Annotated in this window: 16 protein-coding genes; 4 read left to right on the plus strand and 12 right to left on the minus strand. The window is 46.2% G+C overall.

The genetic code is table 11. The features are described from left to right. Positions 1-76 precede the first annotated feature (76 nt). The gene (locus tag DXB92_RS09325) at positions 77-850 is read left to right on the plus strand and encodes a recombinase zinc beta ribbon domain-containing protein (protein WP_117733668.1); all 774 of its coding nucleotides are present in this window, start codon (positions 77-79) and stop codon (positions 848-850) included. 565 nt (positions 851-1,415) lie between these two features. Here the strand turns inward: DXB92_RS09325 and DXB92_RS09330 are convergent. The 5 genes from DXB92_RS09330 to DXB92_RS09350 all read right to left on the minus strand — a co-directional run bounded on the left by DXB92_RS09330 (position 1,416) and on the right by DXB92_RS09350 (position 5,580). Next, complete coding sequence (locus DXB92_RS09330) at positions 1,416-2,558, minus strand: site-specific integrase (RefSeq protein ID WP_117733669.1); 1,143 nt, start codon at positions 2,556-2,558, stop codon at positions 1,416-1,418. Positions 2,559-2,627: 69 nt separating this feature from the next. Then, the gene (locus DXB92_RS09335; protein ID WP_117733670.1) at positions 2,628-2,930 is read right to left on the minus strand and encodes a DUF960 domain-containing protein; all 303 of its coding nucleotides are present in this window, start codon (positions 2,928-2,930) and stop codon (positions 2,628-2,630) included. Further along, on the minus strand, positions 2,930-3,247 hold the full coding sequence (locus tag DXB92_RS09340) for a hypothetical protein (RefSeq protein ID WP_117733671.1): 318 nt from the start codon (positions 3,245-3,247) through the stop codon (positions 2,930-2,932). The genes DXB92_RS09335 and DXB92_RS09340 overlap by 1 nt, the downstream gene beginning before the upstream one ends. Before the next feature lie 274 nt (positions 3,248-3,521). After that, on the minus strand, positions 3,522-4,487 hold the full coding sequence (locus DXB92_RS09345; protein ID WP_117733672.1) for a class II glutamine amidotransferase: 966 nt from the start codon (positions 4,485-4,487) through the stop codon (positions 3,522-3,524). Between the two features lies 1 nt (position 4,488). Further along, the gene (locus DXB92_RS09350; protein WP_117733673.1) at positions 4,489-5,580 is read right to left on the minus strand and encodes an amidoligase family protein; all 1,092 of its coding nucleotides are present in this window, start codon (positions 5,578-5,580) and stop codon (positions 4,489-4,491) included. A gap of 228 nt (positions 5,581-5,808) precedes the next feature. Here DXB92_RS09350 and DXB92_RS09355 point away from each other — a divergent pair, with 228 nt between their 5' ends. Next, positions 5,809-6,519, plus strand: coding sequence for a hypothetical protein (locus tag DXB92_RS09355; protein ID WP_117733674.1), 711 nt, complete (start codon positions 5,809-5,811; stop codon positions 6,517-6,519). A 105-nt stretch (positions 6,520-6,624) separates the two neighbouring features. Here DXB92_RS09355 and DXB92_RS09360 read toward each other — a convergent pair whose 3' ends face one another. The 6 genes from DXB92_RS09360 to DXB92_RS09385 are packed head-to-tail and all read right to left on the minus strand — an operon-like array spanning position 6,625 to position 15,117. Continuing rightward, a complete protein-coding gene (locus tag DXB92_RS09360; RefSeq protein ID WP_117733675.1) occupies positions 6,625-8,568 on the minus strand; it encodes a hypothetical protein in 1,944 nt (647 codons plus the stop codon). Between the two features lie 18 nt (positions 8,569-8,586). Further along, complete coding sequence (locus DXB92_RS09365; protein ID WP_177435715.1) at positions 8,587-8,943, minus strand: TerY-C metal binding domain-containing protein; 357 nt, start codon at positions 8,941-8,943, stop codon at positions 8,587-8,589. Positions 8,944-8,948: 5 nt separating this feature from the next. Beyond that, the gene (locus DXB92_RS09370; RefSeq protein WP_117733677.1) at positions 8,949-10,412 is read right to left on the minus strand and encodes a protein phosphatase 2C domain-containing protein; all 1,464 of its coding nucleotides are present in this window, start codon (positions 10,410-10,412) and stop codon (positions 8,949-8,951) included. A gap of 3 nt (positions 10,413-10,415) precedes the next feature. Beyond that, entirely contained in the window at positions 10,416-11,264 is an 849-nt protein-coding gene (locus DXB92_RS09375) for a VWA domain-containing protein (RefSeq protein ID WP_021682920.1), read from the minus strand. A gap of 19 nt (positions 11,265-11,283) precedes the next feature. After that, positions 11,284-12,564 carry a serine/threonine-protein kinase gene (locus DXB92_RS09380; RefSeq protein ID WP_021682921.1) on the minus strand — a complete coding sequence of 427 codons (1,281 nt, stop codon included), beginning with the start codon at positions 12,562-12,564 and terminating at the stop codon, positions 11,284-11,286. An 18-nt stretch (positions 12,565-12,582) separates the two neighbouring features. Continuing rightward, positions 12,583-15,117 (minus strand): dynamin family protein, encoded by a 2,535-nt coding sequence (locus DXB92_RS09385; protein WP_187118445.1) that lies wholly within the window; start codon positions 15,115-15,117, stop codon positions 12,583-12,585. Between the two features lie 152 nt (positions 15,118-15,269). Between DXB92_RS09385 and DXB92_RS09390 the strand changes: the two genes are divergently transcribed. Continuing rightward, positions 15,270-15,545, plus strand: coding sequence for a helix-turn-helix transcriptional regulator (locus DXB92_RS09390; protein WP_046434219.1), 276 nt, complete (start codon positions 15,270-15,272; stop codon positions 15,543-15,545). A 257-nt stretch (positions 15,546-15,802) separates the two neighbouring features. Here the strand turns inward: DXB92_RS09390 and DXB92_RS09395 are convergent, their stop codons facing one another. Beyond that, complete coding sequence (locus DXB92_RS09395) at positions 15,803-16,795, minus strand: hypothetical protein (RefSeq protein WP_117733679.1); 993 nt, start codon at positions 16,793-16,795, stop codon at positions 15,803-15,805. Positions 16,796-16,896: 101 nt separating this feature from the next. On the opposite strand from DXB92_RS09395, the gene DXB92_RS09400 reads away from it, so the two are divergent. Further along, on the plus strand, positions 16,897-17,915 hold a 1,019-nt coding region (locus DXB92_RS09400), incomplete at its 3' end, for a hypothetical protein (RefSeq protein ID WP_147330046.1).

Here is a 17,915-nt window from a genome sequence, read left to right on the forward strand (position 1 = left end):
CCTGCAAGAACAGCGATTCCTGCGAGGATAATTCCGCCAATTCCATAAATCAAACCATTTAAGGACTTTTTCTCGCTTGTTGATTCTGTTATTTCTTCCGATACATCAATACTACATTGAGGAAAGTCACCCTGCCATCATAGTGCCGGAGGAATTTGAACTGGTGCAGGCAGAATTGCTGCGGAGGCAAAACCTGCGGCGGCAATACAATGGGAAAAGCATATTTGCTGCCCGGCTTGTCTGCGGCGACTGCGGAAATTTCTTCGGAGCAAAAGTCTGGCATTCCAACAGCAAGTATCGGCAGGTGATCTGGCAGTGCAATCATAAATTCCAAGGGGTGTGCAAATGCCAGACACCCCATTTGCAGGAGAGCGTCATACAGCAGCGGTTTCAGGCAGCCGTTCAGGAATTGCTGCAAAAGCGGAAAGCGATTCTGGAAAACTGTCAGGTGATGCTGGAACTGCTCACAGACTGTACGGATTTGGAGTATCAATTGCAGGAACTGGAAACGCAGAAAATGCGGATTTCGGAACAGGTGCAGGGATATGTTCGGGAGAACAGTGAAATTGTGCAGGATCAGGAAAAGTATGAGGAACGGTATCAGGCACTGGTGGGACAGTATGAACCGCTGCAGAAACAAGAAACCACTCTGCAGGAACAGCGAGCAGAGCGGTTGGCAAGACGGGAACAGATTCAGGGCTTTCAAAGAGCATTGAACGGACAAAATGGGATGCTGCCGGAATTTGATACACAATTGTGGCTGGCTGCTGTAGAAAAAGCAGTGGTGCATCGAGATGGAAAAATTATGTTTGTTTTGAAAGATGGGACGGAGTTGGTGCAGAAAATTTGAGGGGTGTGGGGTGCAGAACGCACTCCCTTTGCTTGGTGGGTGTGCATTGTATCATTTGTGACGTGCGTTTCCAAAACGAAAAGAACATTCAAGCAAGTGGAAGTAATCGGAAAGGAAGAAATGATTACTCATTTGCCTGAATGTTCTTTTTATTATATCCTATTTCTTGTTTTTTGTCAGGCCTTGTGAGTCGAGTTTTCTCGGCTCATTTTTTTTTGACTTGAAAACTGCCAGGTCGGCAATGGTTCGTGCTCGTCGGCGAATCCGTCGGCATGAAATGGCAGAATGCCCATTTTTGATAGGACGGGGCTGAAAACGTCTGAAAAGTTCCGGATGCCTGCAGCATTTTTAATTTTGTTGGTGGAGTGGGACTTTGACATTAAAATTGAAGGTTAGAATGCTGATTTTTCTGAAAATTGAAGATGGTTGTAAAAGGAAACATTTCTTTCCTCACCACCCCACCCAGTGAAAAAAGTGATACCCTTCCCCAAACTCTCTATAAAATCTTCTTCCACTTCCGAAAAAAATACCTGGAATCCCGTTGTTGGAATTCCAGGTATTTTTCTTATGCAGGGTTCTGTTCAAACAGAGCAGCATCCAGCTTGTCGGCGGCTTCCTGCTCGACTTTTTTCAGCACATGACTGTAAATGTCCATGGTGATCTGATAGCTGGAATGTCCCAGCCGCTCTTGTGCAACTTTGGGAGAGATACCCAACGAAAGCATGATCGTGGCATTGATATGCCGAAGGTCATGAAACCGAATGTGCTTCAGATCATTCGCTTTCAGAAATCGCCGAAACTTCATGGAAAAGGAATCGCTTTTGTAGGGAGAGCCGTCCTCCTGGCAGACGATGTAATCATTTTGTCCGGCGTGGCGTTCCGCTTTGGTGTTTTTCAACAGCCGCAGCAGCGTTCCGGGAATCTGAATCTCCCGTCTGCCGCTCTGTGTTTTCGGGGCTTTGGTGATCGTTTGATTGTTGACAGTTACCAGATTTTCTTCGACAGTAAGACAGCCGGTTTGAAAATCCACATGATGCCACCGCAGTGCGAGCAGTTCTCCACGCCGCAGGCCCAAACAAATCTCGATCATCAGCGGCAGATAAAGGACAGTGTTTCTGGCACATTGCAGCAGGGTCTCCACTTCTTCCATGCTGTACACTTCCGGTTGGTAATGTTCCAGCTTGGGCAGCGTGAGATCGTCACAGGGATTCTTCGGAATCAGTTCCAGCATGACTGCCTTTTTCATTGCCGCCGAGAGATTCAACATAATGTTTTTGATCGTTTTGGGTGAAAGCGGCTTTCCGGTTCTGGGAGATGCCTTTTGCAGAGAAAAGATCCATTTCTGAATGTCAATGTTTTTTAGTTGCTGCAAACAGGTATCTCCAAACTGTGGAATGATGTACTTTTCCGTCTGATCGATATAGTGCTGTACAGTGGTGGGGGAGAGCTGATTTTTCACATAGATCTCCAGCCATTGGTGCATGAAATCCCGAACCGTGATTCGATTGTCTTTGACAAAAGTTCTGGTTTCCAGTTCATGGATCATATTCCGCATGACTTTTTCTGCTTGTTTTTTCCCGCCCTGAATGGTCTTGTAATAGCGTTTGCGTTTTCCGTTGGCAAAAGAGGATTCTTCTTCCACGATGACCTGATAGGTTGTGATCCCGGATTTGGTCGTCCGCTTTCGCACATGACCGGTATATGGCATAAAACCGCCTCCTTTGAAAAGTATAACGGAATGTTCTTCGGGCTTTTCTTGAAAAGGGAAGAAAAGCACTTAGTATTCTTCTGCAAACAGCATGGTGGCATAGGGCTTTTGGTTTGCATCATATTCTGCAATCACATAGATTTTCGCTGTGACCGGCGAAAACGGCACGGCAAATTGATAGCATTTTTCATAAGGCGGAACTTCCTGACAATGCAAAACGATCTGCTGACTGCCAGCTCCGGAAAGTCGAAATATTTGCAGATAATCCTTTGGAACAGGCAGTTCTGCAATGCAGTTCCAGAGAAATAATTGCAGAAAAAGCGGCAGTTCCTCATGGATTCTTTTGGTCAAATAGCGGTTTTCTGAAAACATCAGCAGCACCTTCTTTCCACAAGTTTCTGCGTTTCTGTGGAAAACGGAATGTAGATATCCTCGCTGTATCCGTCCGAAGATGCCCAGACAGTGTGGATCCAGTCAGCATGGGAAAAGGAAAGAATCTCATAGAATTCCAATCCTTTGTTAAGCAGATAAGGTTGCTCCTGTTTTTCTAAGAGAATTACAGAAAGGATATCACCCATGTCACAGTGATAGGTTTTTTCGATGTTTTCCATTTTCTGCACCAGATATGATTTGAGATCTGACGGCATTGCAGCATTTGAAATAGTTGCAATAGAGCGTAATTTTTGCATGATTTTCCTCCGATCTTGCTCTAAAAAAAGAGGCTCAGCATCACGCCAAGCCTCCCACGAACAATGTTTTCCTCACTTACTCTTCTTGACCAGTGCCAGCAGTTCTACGCCGCAGGCAACACCCGCCAGAAACATTTCAATTGCAATCGGCATTGATGTACTTCACCTCCTCCCGTTCCTGCATTTCGATGGCGATCCCGATGCCGCCGATCACCAGTGTCAGTACCAGTCCTGCGATAAATTCCTTCATGTCAAATTCCTCCAATTTTTCATTTTATGCTTCACACTGTAACAGTGTTTTTGCCTCGCTAATTGCTTCCTCCATTGCCGCTGTATCCATGAGCAGTTCTTCGATTTCGTCCGGATCATAGCCGACTTCCAGCAACAATTCTACTTCTTCTTCCGAAACGCCAAATGTGCCGCAGTACTCCAGCAACAATTCTTCCCGCTCATCTTCCATCCACCATTTTGCATAGTCCAGTTGATTCCAATTGTACGGGTTGAACATGGTGTGGATGTAGTCCTGCATTTCAAATGTGCTCTTATGGAGATTGCCACTCGAAGATATTTTGACGATTTCACCCTCTGAAACATCGACTTCGCTGTACTTGCCATTCAGATTTACCTTTTTCAAAGCATTGTCCAAAATGCTCTTTGTGCTGGCGTAAACGTACAATCCCAGTGTGGGAAAATGATAAACCGTCAAAGGATTATTGCCCTTCACCAGAAACAATGTATTGTCGTTTTTCAAAATCGTAAAGACAAAGCTGCCCTCCACCAGTTCTGCCATGCGTTTGATGTTTTCCGTGTCCAGCTGCTGTCCCTGTTCCAGAAGCTGCACGGCGACGTAGGTGTCGGTTTCGATCGGGGTTGGCGAGAGAGGCTGTTCCCGGCGAAGCTCCCTGTCGTTGTACAGCACGCCGTTGTGGGCGAGGGCGAACGCCTCTGTGCCGCAGTGTCCATCGAACGGGTGGTTGTTGCAGTTCCGTTTCTCGCTGCCCTGTGTCGTGAACCGGGTGTGCCCGATGACCGATCGTGTGTCTCTGGGAAAGAACAGCTTGACCTTGTGTGCCGGTTTCGGCTTTTTGTAGGTGACGATGCTGCCGCCCCGGACGTAGGTGATTCCCGTTGCGTCTGTGCCACGGACTTCCGCCGCTACCGAGAGGTAGTGTATCAATTTCTTTAAGATCACATTGCTCACCTTTCCCTTGTAGTCTAAAAATCCAAACACTGCACACATGTTACATCTCCTCACTTTCCATCACATACTCATTGACGTACAGCCTTCTCTCTTTCAGATACTGGATCAGTTCCGGTTCTTCGATGGAACTTATAAATTCCGACCAGCTCATGGCATCGATACCTTCCTCAGACAAAGAAATCGCCGCATCACAGATGTGGTTGACCATCTGCAGTGTGGCGATGAATGTGTTGTATTTGAGGGTGCCTCGGAACAGGCGAAATTCGATGGTGTGGTAGTTGTTCAAATTGACCGCAACGTATCTGCCGTTGCATCCGCTTTTCGCTTTCTCCAGGATTTGTTTGCCGGTTTTCTCAAAGCCGAATCTTGCACTCCAGCGGCTCATGTTGTAGCTGCTGCGTCTGCTGAACGTAAAGAGTTCATTCCAGTGCTTTTCTACAAAAAACAGGATGCGGCTGATGACATCTTCCTGTTCTGCCTGGTTATCTCCGAAAGCGTTTCGATTGACATGAACATGCAGACCGCAAGTACTGGTCTGGTGAGAACGGTAGCCCATGGCAACTGCCTCCCGAAGGACTTCCTTCCAGTTCATTTCCTCTGTGTGATACTCTAAGGTCATGGGGTGGGAAACGATCTCAAAGCCGTCCTCCAAGCTGCCGTCCGACTTGATGTAAATGTTTTCCTCGTGCACATTGGCGATGTTTTTGAGAGCTGCAGCGTTGTCGTTATCTTTGCCGCCTTCATCCACTTCCAGTTCCACACCGAAGTATCGTTTTCCGTTTCCGTAAAAGATAGGTGTGGGTTTGTAGCCGTATTCCTCGATCTCGTCCTCAAACTCGTCAAAGCATCTTTCGCAGTAGGGCAAGTCACTGTGACAGCAGACGATGCTTTCCGGAACGATCTGTCCGCAGGATTCGCAGCGGTAGTAGTGGGCATCAAAGCAGTCCTGACAAAGGCAGGTGTCTTCATCGGAGACGCTGTTCTGTTCCCAGATCGTCTCGCCGCAGTGGTCGCAGGTGACACAGTGTTCCTCAACACAGTCGTCGCAGAGCAGCTCATCGTCTACCGGTGTGCCTTCTTCCTCCGCAAGTACTCTTCCGCAGTAGTCGCAGATTCTTACTTCTTCTTCCATTTCAAGTTCCTCCAAAAACAAAAATTCCGGTAAGGCTGAAAGATTTACCTTACCGGAATTATAATATATATTTGAGGTTGGGGGTTGATACGGGTGAGAAAAGTGATGTGGTTTTCGCAGCACCTTTCCGAAAACAACTCGTTTTTACAAACTGAAAATCCAAAGTGTTATACTGATACTGCAGCTGCAGAAGCATTGCAGCCGATAACGAAACAGGAGGAATTTTCAATGTCTCAGAAAAAACGAAAACCAAACGAATTTACAATAGGATACAAGGCAATGGTGACAGATTATCTGCTTTACGAGGATTGCTGCGACTATCATCTGAAACTGATTCTTGCGGTTTGGGATGGTGTGACTGTGCAGGAAGAGGTGAAATATTTCAGCTATCTGACCACATGGGGCAGCAGCCAATTTCGTGATTTGTGTGTGGATTTTGGCTTGCTGGCTTGTGCGGAGTCTGTATACTGCGATTTGAATCGTCTGCTGGGAGCCTATTGCATTGTGCAGTATTATCCGAAAAAGCATCAAATGCCGGAGGATAAAATTGACGAAGTCATGCCGGTGGTGTCGAATTGTGACAGGGAAAATGATTGGGATCATCTGCAATTTGCAGAACCATTTGCTCGTATTGCCGTGGCAGAAGAAAAAGCGGTAAGCAGCATACCGCTGGCAAAGTATGTAGATGATATCGAAGAAACATATTGGTTTTGCATCGATCATCTATGGCTGCACCCGAACATTCGGTGTATCTATCGAAAGAATATGCCGGAGCTTCCAATTTCCAGACATCCGGAACATGACAAGAAATGGATCTCGATGCGGAAAAGGGATTTTCCAGAGCATAATCTGTATGTTCCGGTCAAGGAGTATGACCTGCGAATGGAGCATGATGCGGAGTCGTACTATGTAAAGGAGCCGTTGCGGCGGAATCGGTAAGGGGAAGCTGATAGAGTAGGGAAGAAGTGAAAAAATCCGGTGAGGTTTGGGAGGAAACCTTGCCGGATTTTTTATGTGATAGGGTTGAAATTTGTAAGAAAAGGCTTACTTTGCCGAAACCAATTTCAGGGAGTTATCCAGACCGTCCAGAACGGCGAATGTGGAGTCGTCAATTTTGGTGAAAGCTACAATGTTGTCGCTGAGATAATTGGTGCCGGAGTTTTCGATGTCTTTGCTGTCTATGATCATAATGTCATGGTTTTCGTCACGATTCAAGACATCTTCCTCGGATTCCTGATAGCTAAGATTCACCTGATAGATGGAATGATCCTCCATCATGTAGTACACGGCATCTGTATCTACAAAAAACGGCTTATTTTCGTCAATATTTGTTTCCATGAATTCCGTGTAATCTCCGTTTGAAGTCAGTAATTGTGTTGTCTTTACAATTTCGTAATACCACCCGAGGTGCATTAAATAATAGTATTCGTTATTATATAAAAATGGATATACAGTAGAGCTAGCATAAGGAACCTCTCCGGAAGAAAGCTGTTCTCCTGTGCTCAAAGAAAAAATTCTATTTTGATATAGTACCTCATCAGATGATGGAAAGAATAGTTCAGCAAGAACAGTATATTCGTCTGGTAGAACAAGTTTATTAGCATCAATATCATAAAGGCCAAGATTTTGAATGTCTGCATACACTTTTCCATTAAACGGATTGACGCCATAATCCAAGGAGGCGTTTTTATATTCTGTTTCGGATAGATCAAGCACCGTTTCCGATTGATCGGTATTCAAATCATAATATGCGATTTCCTTTTTGTCCATATAGTAGTAGATTCTATTGTTCACCGGATCATATTGAATCTTCTGTTTCCCATCATACTCGTTATAGTGTGCTAAAGATTTTACCTCGTAAGCTGCTGTATTGTTGTCAGCTGCTTTCTCTGTTGTTTCTGTTGTCTGTTCCTCTTTCGTTTCCGTGATGTGCTCTGCTTCCGTGGTCTCTTCTTCGGATTCTGTTTCAAGTTCGGTGGACGCTTCGCTGCTCTCTTCGACTTCGGCGACGATGGCAGGAGTGGACACCGTTTGCTCCGGTTCATTTTTGTGGCTCATCAGATACCAGATGACTAACCCGGCGAGGAGGAGCAGCAGAATCAGGATTGCGATCAGGCAGCCAAGCGGCGACTTCTTCTTCTTTTTGACGGCAGCATTTTCCGAATTCAGAGTGCTGTTGGGATTGTTTTGAAGTGCACCGTTTGCATTTTGCGGTGCAATCGTTCCGTTGGGATAAGTCTGTCCGTTCGGCACCGGCGGGACAGGATAGGGCTGTGCACCCTGAAAGGTAGCGTTCGGTGCTTGCTGCCGAGGATTCTGTCCGTTTGGATTTGCAGCAGGATTCGACTGACCGGCGATTGCAGCATTCAGAGGCGTTGCAGTTCCGGGTGTGGCAGCAGGTGAAAATGTTGCATTTTGACCTGACGGATTCGGGCTTGTCTGAGAAGCATTCGACACTGCCGGCTGCTGTTTCTGTGTCGGCGGTGCGGCGGCTTTTGCAGCGGGCTTCGGTGCAGCCGGATTCGCTGTTGCATTCACAGCCCCTGTTTTTTCCGCTGCCGCTGCGGGAAGTTTCCATTGCAATGCGTCTGTAAAATACGTGACAACTTCTTCGGCTTTCTTTTTCTCTGTCGAGAATTCACGAATCAGTCTGCCAATGGCCTGCTGTACGGCAGCCTGTTTTGTTTTTTCGTCCTTTTCGTCTGCATCGATCAGAATCGAACCGATGTCGCTGTCGATGGCGTTTTTCACCAGATTGTGATCCGGAAAATCATTGCCCATCAGGTCATTGATATAGGCGTTCATTTTAGATTTGTTTTTCAGGATTTCCTTTCCGCCCATTTCCAGACAGTAGGCAATTCCCTCCGAAACCGAATCGAAATACTGGAACTTAGAGATAAATTTTTCTTTGCAATGGGGACAATGCTGCTTATCTGACAATTTTTCGTCAAACAAGCTCCATGTCTTATTGCATTTGCTGCACTTCATAATCAGATTCCTCTTTTCTCACATACTGCCGCCTTTTAGCGACATGTTGTTTTGTGTTTTTGTTTCCCCGGATAATCCGCACCAGGCACACGTTGCATAGGATTCCCCATGGTAGCAGGTAATCTTGGAACAGCGTGGACAGTGTAAAAAAGTTTTGGTTCCGCAAAAGGGACAGCCGTTATAATCGGGGGACGGGTGAAACGTTCCGTTCAAAACAGTTTCGTCGTAACCCTCCGATTTTGCTTTGCTCTCGTCAATCGGGAACGCCCATGTCAGTGCCCAGTGGTCTGGCTGCTTTTCGACTCGGATGCCGTATAAGCGCCGGTTGCACTGGGGGCAGCGTGCAAGAACAATGTGTGCCTCTTTGATCGCCATGTTTCTCACTCCTCTTCCCATTCGTTTTCGCTTTCGCTGATGATCTCTTCCGGAACTGCGTCATTTACTTCGCCGGCATTGTCGCTTTCTGCCGAATCCGGTTCTGCTGCATCCAGAGAGAATTCCTCTGGCTGTGCGGATGCGGTTTCTGTTTCACAGGCGGGAATGTAGGCTTCCTGTGCATCTTGCTGTGCTGTGATTTCCTGTGACCGGTCATCCTCTGAAACCGTGGGACAGATTGCAGCGTTGTCTTGTGTTTTCTCCTCTGTATCAGCAGCTTGCACCTGACCGGAAGCCTCATCTTTTTCTTCCCAGCCTCTTTGCACTGCTGTAATATCCCGTGTGACACTTGCCAGCTTCTGCTGCTGTTCGGAGAACTTTTCCTCGATTTTACGTTTCTTTTCCAGATACCGCTTGATTTTTTCCTCGGTTTCCGGTGTTTCAGCCGATTGTGACAAAAGGCGCTGCATCTTTTCCAGCTGAAACTGCAATTCCTGAATGGTGTCCTGCAAATGCTTTTTTTGTGCAGTTAGCGTCTCCAATTTTGTGATCTGTTGTAAGGTTTGTTCGATAGCGGATAACTTCTGCACATCCAGAATCCCCGCAATGGAAACATCGTCATGACTGCCGGATTTGGAGATGTTTGCAAGATTGGCTTGCAGCATTTCTGTTCGCTTTCGGAAATTGTCGTGTAAAAAATCAAGTGCAACATTGCGGTAAAAAGAGTGCAGCATCTCGGCAAATGTATCATCGATACCGTCCGTTCCTAGAAAAATGGCAACGGGAATCTGGTTGTCCCAGATGTGGCAGCGAAATTCACTGGCTGCATTTTTATCGCAAATGGAAGTGCAGCGGTTCAAATGGCAGTTCTCATCCCATGGAATCGGCTCGTCCATGTTCCCGTCCTCGTATAGGGCAACGCATTTCCCATCGCCGATGTGCAGACCGATGGCGTAGGATTTGCATAACCCGACCGCAATTAGAGTAGTACCGTAGGCTTTCTGTACGTGAGAATGCTCCTTTTGTATCAGGTCTGAGATCTCGCTTTCCGTATGTGCTCTGTAGTTTTCCTCGGTGAAAAATTGAAAGGTTTTCTGGTACTTTTCCGGCACTCTCTCCAGTTCGTTCGGCGTGAAAGGGGATTTGATCAGGTCATTTCTCACGGCAATATGCCATTCCGTAATGATGCTGTGGATCAGCTGTGTCACCACACTTTTTTTCGTTTTGGAGTCTGGAAACGGAAAGGTGATTGATTTTAGAAATTCCCGAATCTTATTGCAAGCGATCTCTGCGGCAAAGCGGGAACCTCGGTCGCTCCGGAAGTACTGCTTGCTGCCGTGACCGTCTGCCACAGTTGCAACGACACAGTTCGCATCCTGCAGATATTGTGTACTGTCCTGGCATACGGTATGGCTCAAGATATGCTGATAGCCCTTTTCTGAAACGGCAAATCCTTCGTACATCATCATTGTTTAATCCCATTCGTCATCATCATCGGAATCATCCGAACCCAGTATCATCGGTTCGGGCGATTCTTCGGTGCTTTCTATACTACTGTATGCAGATTCCTTTTCTTCTTCCAGCATAACCTTTGCGGCTTCCGCCATCTGATGTTCCGCAGACGTAGAACGGACGTCCTTCACATCTGCCGGTGCTTCCGCAGAATCCTCGGAAACCGTTGCAGAGGTGCTTGCAATCTGTGAGGAGGTGACTGCAATGAAACGGATGATCTTTTTGAGGCTTCCGATGTCGTTTACAGTGAAAAGAAGTTCGACATTGCGAATCGCTTTTTTCAGCACTTCACGGTTGGCATCTTCGCCGATTGCGATTGCAATTTTCAACGCAGCCTGATACCACTTATTTTGCTGTAGCTTTTTCAGTGCAGTGAGGTAGTCATCTGTTGGCTCGCCGTCAGAGAGGAGCAGGATGACAGGCGCATAAAATCCGGAAGATGCTGCGCCTCGGTCCATGAATCCATTTTTGGACAGCTTGTCGTTCAGCTCCAGAAATGCAGCTCCCAGATCGGTCAGGCCGTTGGCGTCCAGCGGTTCCCAATCATCAAAGGCGTCCAGAGACATCAGAGCAGGTGTGACCCATTCACAGCCGGTGGAAAATTTCAACACGCTCAGTTTGATTTCGGAATCTGCCTGCGATTCGGAAAGATGCCGCAGATCCGGAATCAGTTCCTCGATTGCAGAATTGACGGCACCGATTTTTTTGCCCTCCATGCTTCCGGAGGTATCGATCAGGAAAAAGATCGGCATGACTCTTTTCGGGATGCTCTCTGCATTTCCCAGAAAACTGCTTAGATTTTCAGACATAGTCTAGTCTCCTCTTCTGTTATTTGATTTCCATATACTCATTTTTGATTTGAATGCGGATTCCCTTTTGAATCAGAACACGCTCTCCGGGAGCGACAGTTTCATTGTTGATCCGCCAAGATTCGCCGGACTTGTTCATGAGTGCAATTTTGGTTTTGGTTTTATTCTGTACGACCTTTGCTGTAACTGTCCGGCATTCGTTTTGGTCGTAGCAATCTGTGATGTAGGCTGTAACAATCTCCTGCTTGGGGAAAATCGGAATGCGGAAATATTGTGTCTGGATCCAGCCAATGTGCGTGATCGGCTGATGACAGCACATACACGTTGCATTTTCAGTGGTATATCTGGTTTCTTTTCCGCAATTGGGACAGATGATGACTTCCGACTGGAACCGAAGCAGATTTTGCAGCCACTCCTTTTCCGTGATTCCCATTTTGTCTTCGCACATGACTTCCTTGCTGAAAGCCTTGATAAAGGTATTCTGAATATATACCGGCATCTGCGGCCATCTCATCAGGAAGTTATTGTGCACGCCCTTTACCGGACGGTTGGACGCATCCTTGGGGTCGGCAATGAAAACAGGGGATTCGCCGTAATAGCGCTTCTGTCGTTGTTCCGTCATGACGGCCTTACTCTGCGTCTGCTCGCCCTCCAGAGGGTGGTTTCTCAACAGCAGCAGGAAAAGGACAACGGCAAGAGAAAACTGGTCAGTTCTTTTATCCGGCGTCTTTCTTCCTACAACGATAGATGGTGCCATGTATCTGCATTTTCCAGCAATCCCGGACTTTTCTCCAAACTGGGAAACGTTGTCGTTATCGCAGATCAAGACATCTCCGGTTTCAGGGTTCAGGAAGAAGTTGCCGTCATTCAAATCCTGATAGGAGAATCCACGGTTATGCAGAATCCGGAAACTCTCTACAATGTTGATGGCTGCATTCAGCAGCGTGTGAACACTGGAAAAGTCAATCTTTCCGATCAGGAAATCAGAAAAGTCATAGTAGTTATCGGGGCGCAGTTTCATAATGTAGCCAAATGTATCGTAGTACATACGGGTGATGGCAACGGGCCACAGGAATGAGTCTGTGGGAGCCTGTTCCCGGATATTGTTTTGCAGGTTCTTGCGAAATCCCTCCATGTCCTTTATCGAACCTTTTTTGTACCATTTCAATGCCATCTGGTTTCCGAGATAGTCCACCAGATAGACATATCCCTGGCCGCCCTCTCCCAATTTCCGGACGATTTGAATCGTTCCCATGTTATCATCTAATTCAATTTGCATTCCTGCTTGCAATTCAGACATTTTTCTATCTCCTTTTCCTTAGTCCTCCGCAGCGAGAATCCGGTCGATTTCCCGAATGATTTCCAGCCTGCGTTTCCGATTTTCATTCTCTGCATTCAGCTGATTGTATTTTTCCTCTAAAATATGTGCCTTTTCCATGTTGATGAACGAGGTGAATGCCGCAGTTTCCAGACTTTTCTGTAAGCTGATAATATCCTGCTTTACCAGATCCAAGAAAGGAATTTCAATGGAAACCGCATTCATGACCTGTTCGTTTAAAATGTTCTTCAGGATGCAGACATCCTGGTTGAACTCGCTCGGAATCTTTTCAATTGTTTTTCTGTAGTTCTGAAAGAACTGCGCATATGCTCTTTCTGTCAACTGGCTTTCAGCGGAATTTGGACTTTCTTGTAGTGCATGTTCCAGTAGCTGATTCAGCTTGGTGACTGCTGGATTTTCCTGAATGGCAAAGAGCGGAATTGCATTGGCATTTGCCGTTTCAACCGGTGGGAGTTGAGCCAGAAGGGTGTCCAGTTCGGCGAGTGCATTGTTCGGATGCTTTTCACAGAAGTTTTGCAGATTGTGGTACAGCGGGCTGTTGACTGCGATCACTTCGTTTGTCACAGATTCCACCTTTACAATTGCATCGTTCAAAGAATTGCTTTGCGGGTCATTGTTGGAATTGATTTGCTGATGAAATAAGATCTGATAGTGCATCGACTGTTTGTCCGGCTGGATCTGCGGATTTTCTTCATCTGTAAACAGAGAGATGCTGTAGAAGTTGCGTCGGTCGTCATCAAATTTTTTATATCTTGCGATGTTTCCAAAGGGTGTGGAAATCAATATTTCAAACAGGCTTCTGGAGTAGCGGCGAATCAAGCTGTTATAATAGCCTTCCGGTGCAATTTTTCCGCATTGTTCGGAGATGTACTTTTTCAGTGCTTTCTCCAGCTCCTTGAAAAAAGGATGGGAAGGTGTCAGTTCCAGACCGGATTCAAATGCGGTTAAAATCTTCTTTTCGCTCTCACGATACTCTTCCACTGCCAAATGTACTACATTGTCGATAAACTCCTCATACATCGCAGTAAATTTGCTGTCCCGTATGGATGCGTCAAATCGCTCCAAAACACCTGCACCGGAGAGTTCCTCGTACTGTGCTCTTCGAATCTCGTCTTCGGTGATCTGATAGCGTACAGGGTCGATGCTTTGAATTGCATTTTTGCGTACTTTATCCGTGATTGGCTTGTTCTCTTTGCACTGCTGTACAATTTGCGTCCGGCACTCTGCCAGTGCGTTATGGATTCTCTGCCTTGCCGTTCTTTTTAGTTCGTCAACCAGATTGTCCATTTGCAATTCTATGCTGGAATTGCCGTCGATCTGATTTTCCTGTCGGAGTTCACTGAATAGTGCGAGCACATTTTCCTTTAAGTTGGCAATGCGCTGCTGCATCACTTGCAGGCGAACGGTATTGTTGTAGTCTTCAAGCAGGCTGCGGATGGTGTCGATGCCGTCTCCGGCAAGTCCTTTTTCTTTTAGGCTTTGTAAAATTGCACTTTGCGTATTGCCGTTGTCAAGTTCAATTCTTGCCCTTGCGGAGCCGGCCGTCAGGCGCTGTGCAATCAATGCCGTTGGCATGATTCTGTAATTTTGCAGTTCCTCTCGAATCCGCTGCAAATTATCCTGGAGTGTGGTTGCAATATCTGCACGGTTTGCGAAAACAAATAGCTTTTCCCCAATGGAAATGCCGTCATCGTCTTTGTCCACAGATTCAAAGAACTGTACCAGAGAATCATTGAAACTGGGGCGATCTGCATTGACAATTAAAATGACAGCATCCGATTTTTTCATCCACGCTCTGGTCTGGTCTTTGTGTAGTTGTGTCGGAGAATCGAAACCTGGGACATCATATATGATCGCATTTCGCATGGCGGAAAGCTTATCGGAGCGTATCACAATTTCCTTAACGGCAAGTGCTTTTGCAGGATTTTCGATGTATTCCTTTACCTCGGTTTCTAGTTCATGGTTAACAAAATGCAGAGATTCAGAACCGATCAGATTTTGAATGCTGCTCCGATTTGTGATGATTTCGAGGATGTCGTTATAGATATTTTTCTGTTCCGAACGCAAGGGTGGCAATTGTTCGGTTTCTTTGTCCAGCAATTCCTTTGACCATTCGCTCCAATGCTGCGGGTTTTCAATGCCGAGAAGGTTCAGCTTTCTGTGAAATTCCTCGTTGAACTGTGCATCGGAGTAGAAATCGACCTGTGCATCGTTCTCCGTGCCAAACCGGATGCTGGTTGCGGTGTATGTGCACCGTGCGTCTTTCGTCGGAAGAACATCATTCCCCATAAATGCGTTTGCAAAAGTACTTTTTCCGGATTTTTCAAGGCCAACAATGGAAATCTCAAAGGTATTGTTTTTTAGCTTTTCCTGAAAAAAAGTCATTTTTTTCAGAATTTCCCGGAGCTTTTGCTGATAAGAAATTTCAATTACCTCACTATATTTGGTATCCAATAGCTTTTGTACACAAGAAATCTCTGAACTCAGCCGTTCTAATGTTTCTTCACGATTCATCGATAGCTCGTCCTTTCTGATAAGCATATTTCTTCTCAAAAAAATTATTTTTCAAATGGTGAATACTATTAACCACCGCTATTCTCATTATATCATATAATAGATATGATGTCAAATAATATTTACCATATCTTCAAATGAGGGAAACCAATATGTTCAAACTGAAAACCACCTTGGGTACCAACAATATCTGCGGACCGAATTTGATTCGGATCCGGCATGAAAAAGGGCTTTCTCAGCGACAGTTGGCAAAGAATCTGCAAATTGCCGGATATGACGTAGATCACCACTTTATCCGCCGCATCGAAAATGGAGAACGATTTGTGACAGATATGGAACTGGTGGCACTGGCAAAGGTGCTGCAGGTGGAGATCATGGACTTGATTGATCCGACAATTCCCGTGGCGGTGCAGAAAGATTCCCTTTGATTCTATTGTAGCAAATGAGCAGGACAAACGTCTGTCTGTTCAAAGAAATGTTACGGCTGTAATAAAAAAAGGACCGGCTTGCAGTGCAGCCGATCCTTTCCGTTATGATTTCTTGGGAGTATATTTCCGAATTTCTGCAAAACACGTGTCACAGTAGCCTAATCGCTTTTCCCAATGCAGCTGCTGTTCCGGAACGACTTTGCCGCAGCTTTCACAGCGGCAATTGCCGGAAGTGTCTTTCCAGGGTTGGTGCAGCTTTAACATTCGCAAAAATCGAAGCTGCCATGTTCCTGGTTGCAATAATGCTCATAAGCCCAGACAAACTGCATCATGTCCATTTCGTCCTGGAAGTTCGCTGAAGAATACTTCATCAGCCGGTTTACATAGAGGTTTCCGGATTTCGGGGACTGATAGAGATAGATGGTAAGCGGTACAAAGCAGGCATTGTGCAGCTCACACAGATCGATCAGCTCATTGGGGTTGTCCTCTTCATAGAGCAGCCCAAGCGTCGCACAGAAGTGCTCGTAATCGCCACGCCCTACAGAGCGAATGCGGTTGATGTAATAGTCCCTGTGTACGATGTGTCCTCTGTCTATGATAGCAACGTAACAGTATAGTGTCAGTTCTTCCGGACGAAAGCGGTCTTTTTTCAGCTGGATCTTTTCGATAAATCCGGCACAGGGGCGATGCAGCTGCAGCGGCGGAAAACGACGGTAGTTTTGGAATAATGCCGGAATCTCCCGTTCTGCCTTTTGATAAGAAACGCTCTTTATCAGCATGAGATCTCGTTTTAGTTGCAGACGCTGTTCCCTGATCTCCGGAGCAAGGTTTGCCATATCTTTCTCAGTGCAGTAGGTTTCCGGCTGAAACCAGCGGATCTTCTCGTAGCAGTCGTCCAGTCCGAAAGCAATTTTCAGATCTGTATCGCCAAGAGGTGTGATGCTTTCAAAGCCACGGTCTGAAGAAAGGACAGCGGTGCAAGGTGTTCCAATGGCATAGTCGAGTTCCAGCACGTAGTCATTTCGATGTTCTGTTCGATCGGAAAACAGGTCGAACTCCTCGCAGAAATTCTGGAATGCTTCTCGTCCGGTGGTAAAGGGCTTGTTGAAACATTTCTGATGCTTAGCAATCTTGCCGTTGATCGCCAGTGCAGCGGTTACTGTAACACTGGGATACGGTTTTTCCACTGTCTGAATGTCTGTGATGATGCCGATAAATGTGCCGTCTGGGTAGTTGCAAGTGTCTTTCATTGAAAAAATCTCCTTTGTATTGATTTGCAGTTTTTTCTGCCTTTATAGTATACCATGCCAAAAATCTATTTTGTAAAAACGACTTTGCAGGAGGCGATCGTGTGACGGAAGAAGAATTGTATGCAGGTGCAGGTGAGGTTACCAGAAAGTGTTTGGATGACATTCTGGAATCTGAGTATGGCTTTGTGCAGGACGATGAAGAAACTTACACATCGGAGTACCTGCTGACTTATCCGTGCAAAACATTTGCAGAGGGCTTGACGGATACGCTTTTACAGCATGGATTTTCCGGACAGGCAGACGATGCCAAAGAAAAGATCGCCTATGTCCGGGAATGCTGTAAACAGCGAGGGGTAACGCTCAATCCGGAAGTCATCAAAAGCTGGTTCTGCGGAACTCGTCCCAACAGCGGCGAACGTAGCCGGGACAGTCTGTTCCGGCTTTGTTTTGCACTGGGATTGAACGACCGGGAAACGGCTTCTTTTTTTCAGAAGGTGTACTTTTCCTGTCCCTTCAATTTCCGCAGTGCAAAAGAAACGGTGATCTGGTACTGTCTGCGAAATGGACTGGGGTATCCGGAAATGCTGTCTCTGGCAGAGCAGGCGGAACAGCTGATAAATGAGGAAAGTGCGACAGAGGAAGAAATGTGCTATGAGCAGACCAGTCAGCTGGAAAGTGCACTGCTGCAAGTTGGTTCCACGGAAGAACTGCTTTGCTTTTTCCGGGAAAACCGTCTGGATTTTCAGATGCCCAGAAAGACTGCCATTCACTATGCGAAGTGTCTGATACAGGAAGCCACAGAACTTGCCCAAAATGCAATTGCAGATCAAAATGAAATTTCCCACCAAAAGCAGAAGTCCGGAAATGTCGATCTGCTGCTGAGTGTGATCTTCGGGGAGAATATGCGGACTTACCAGAAAAAGAGTTCCTTTTCCAAAGAGGCTGTTTTTCCGGAATTGATACGTTCTGATTTTCCCTTGGGAATGAACCTTTCCAGAATCAAACGGGGAGAACCAGTTTCAGATACGATTTTGAGAAAGACACTGATCCTGCTGAACTTCTATTGCTTCTTTGCAGTGCTGTTTGCAAAGAATGACACCTCCGATTTGTTTTGTGCCAT

It is taken from the genome of Ruminococcus sp. OM06-36AC, assembly GCF_003438725.1.
Lineage (GTDB): Bacteria > Bacillota > Clostridia > Oscillospirales > Ruminococcaceae > Ruminococcus_C > Ruminococcus_C callidus.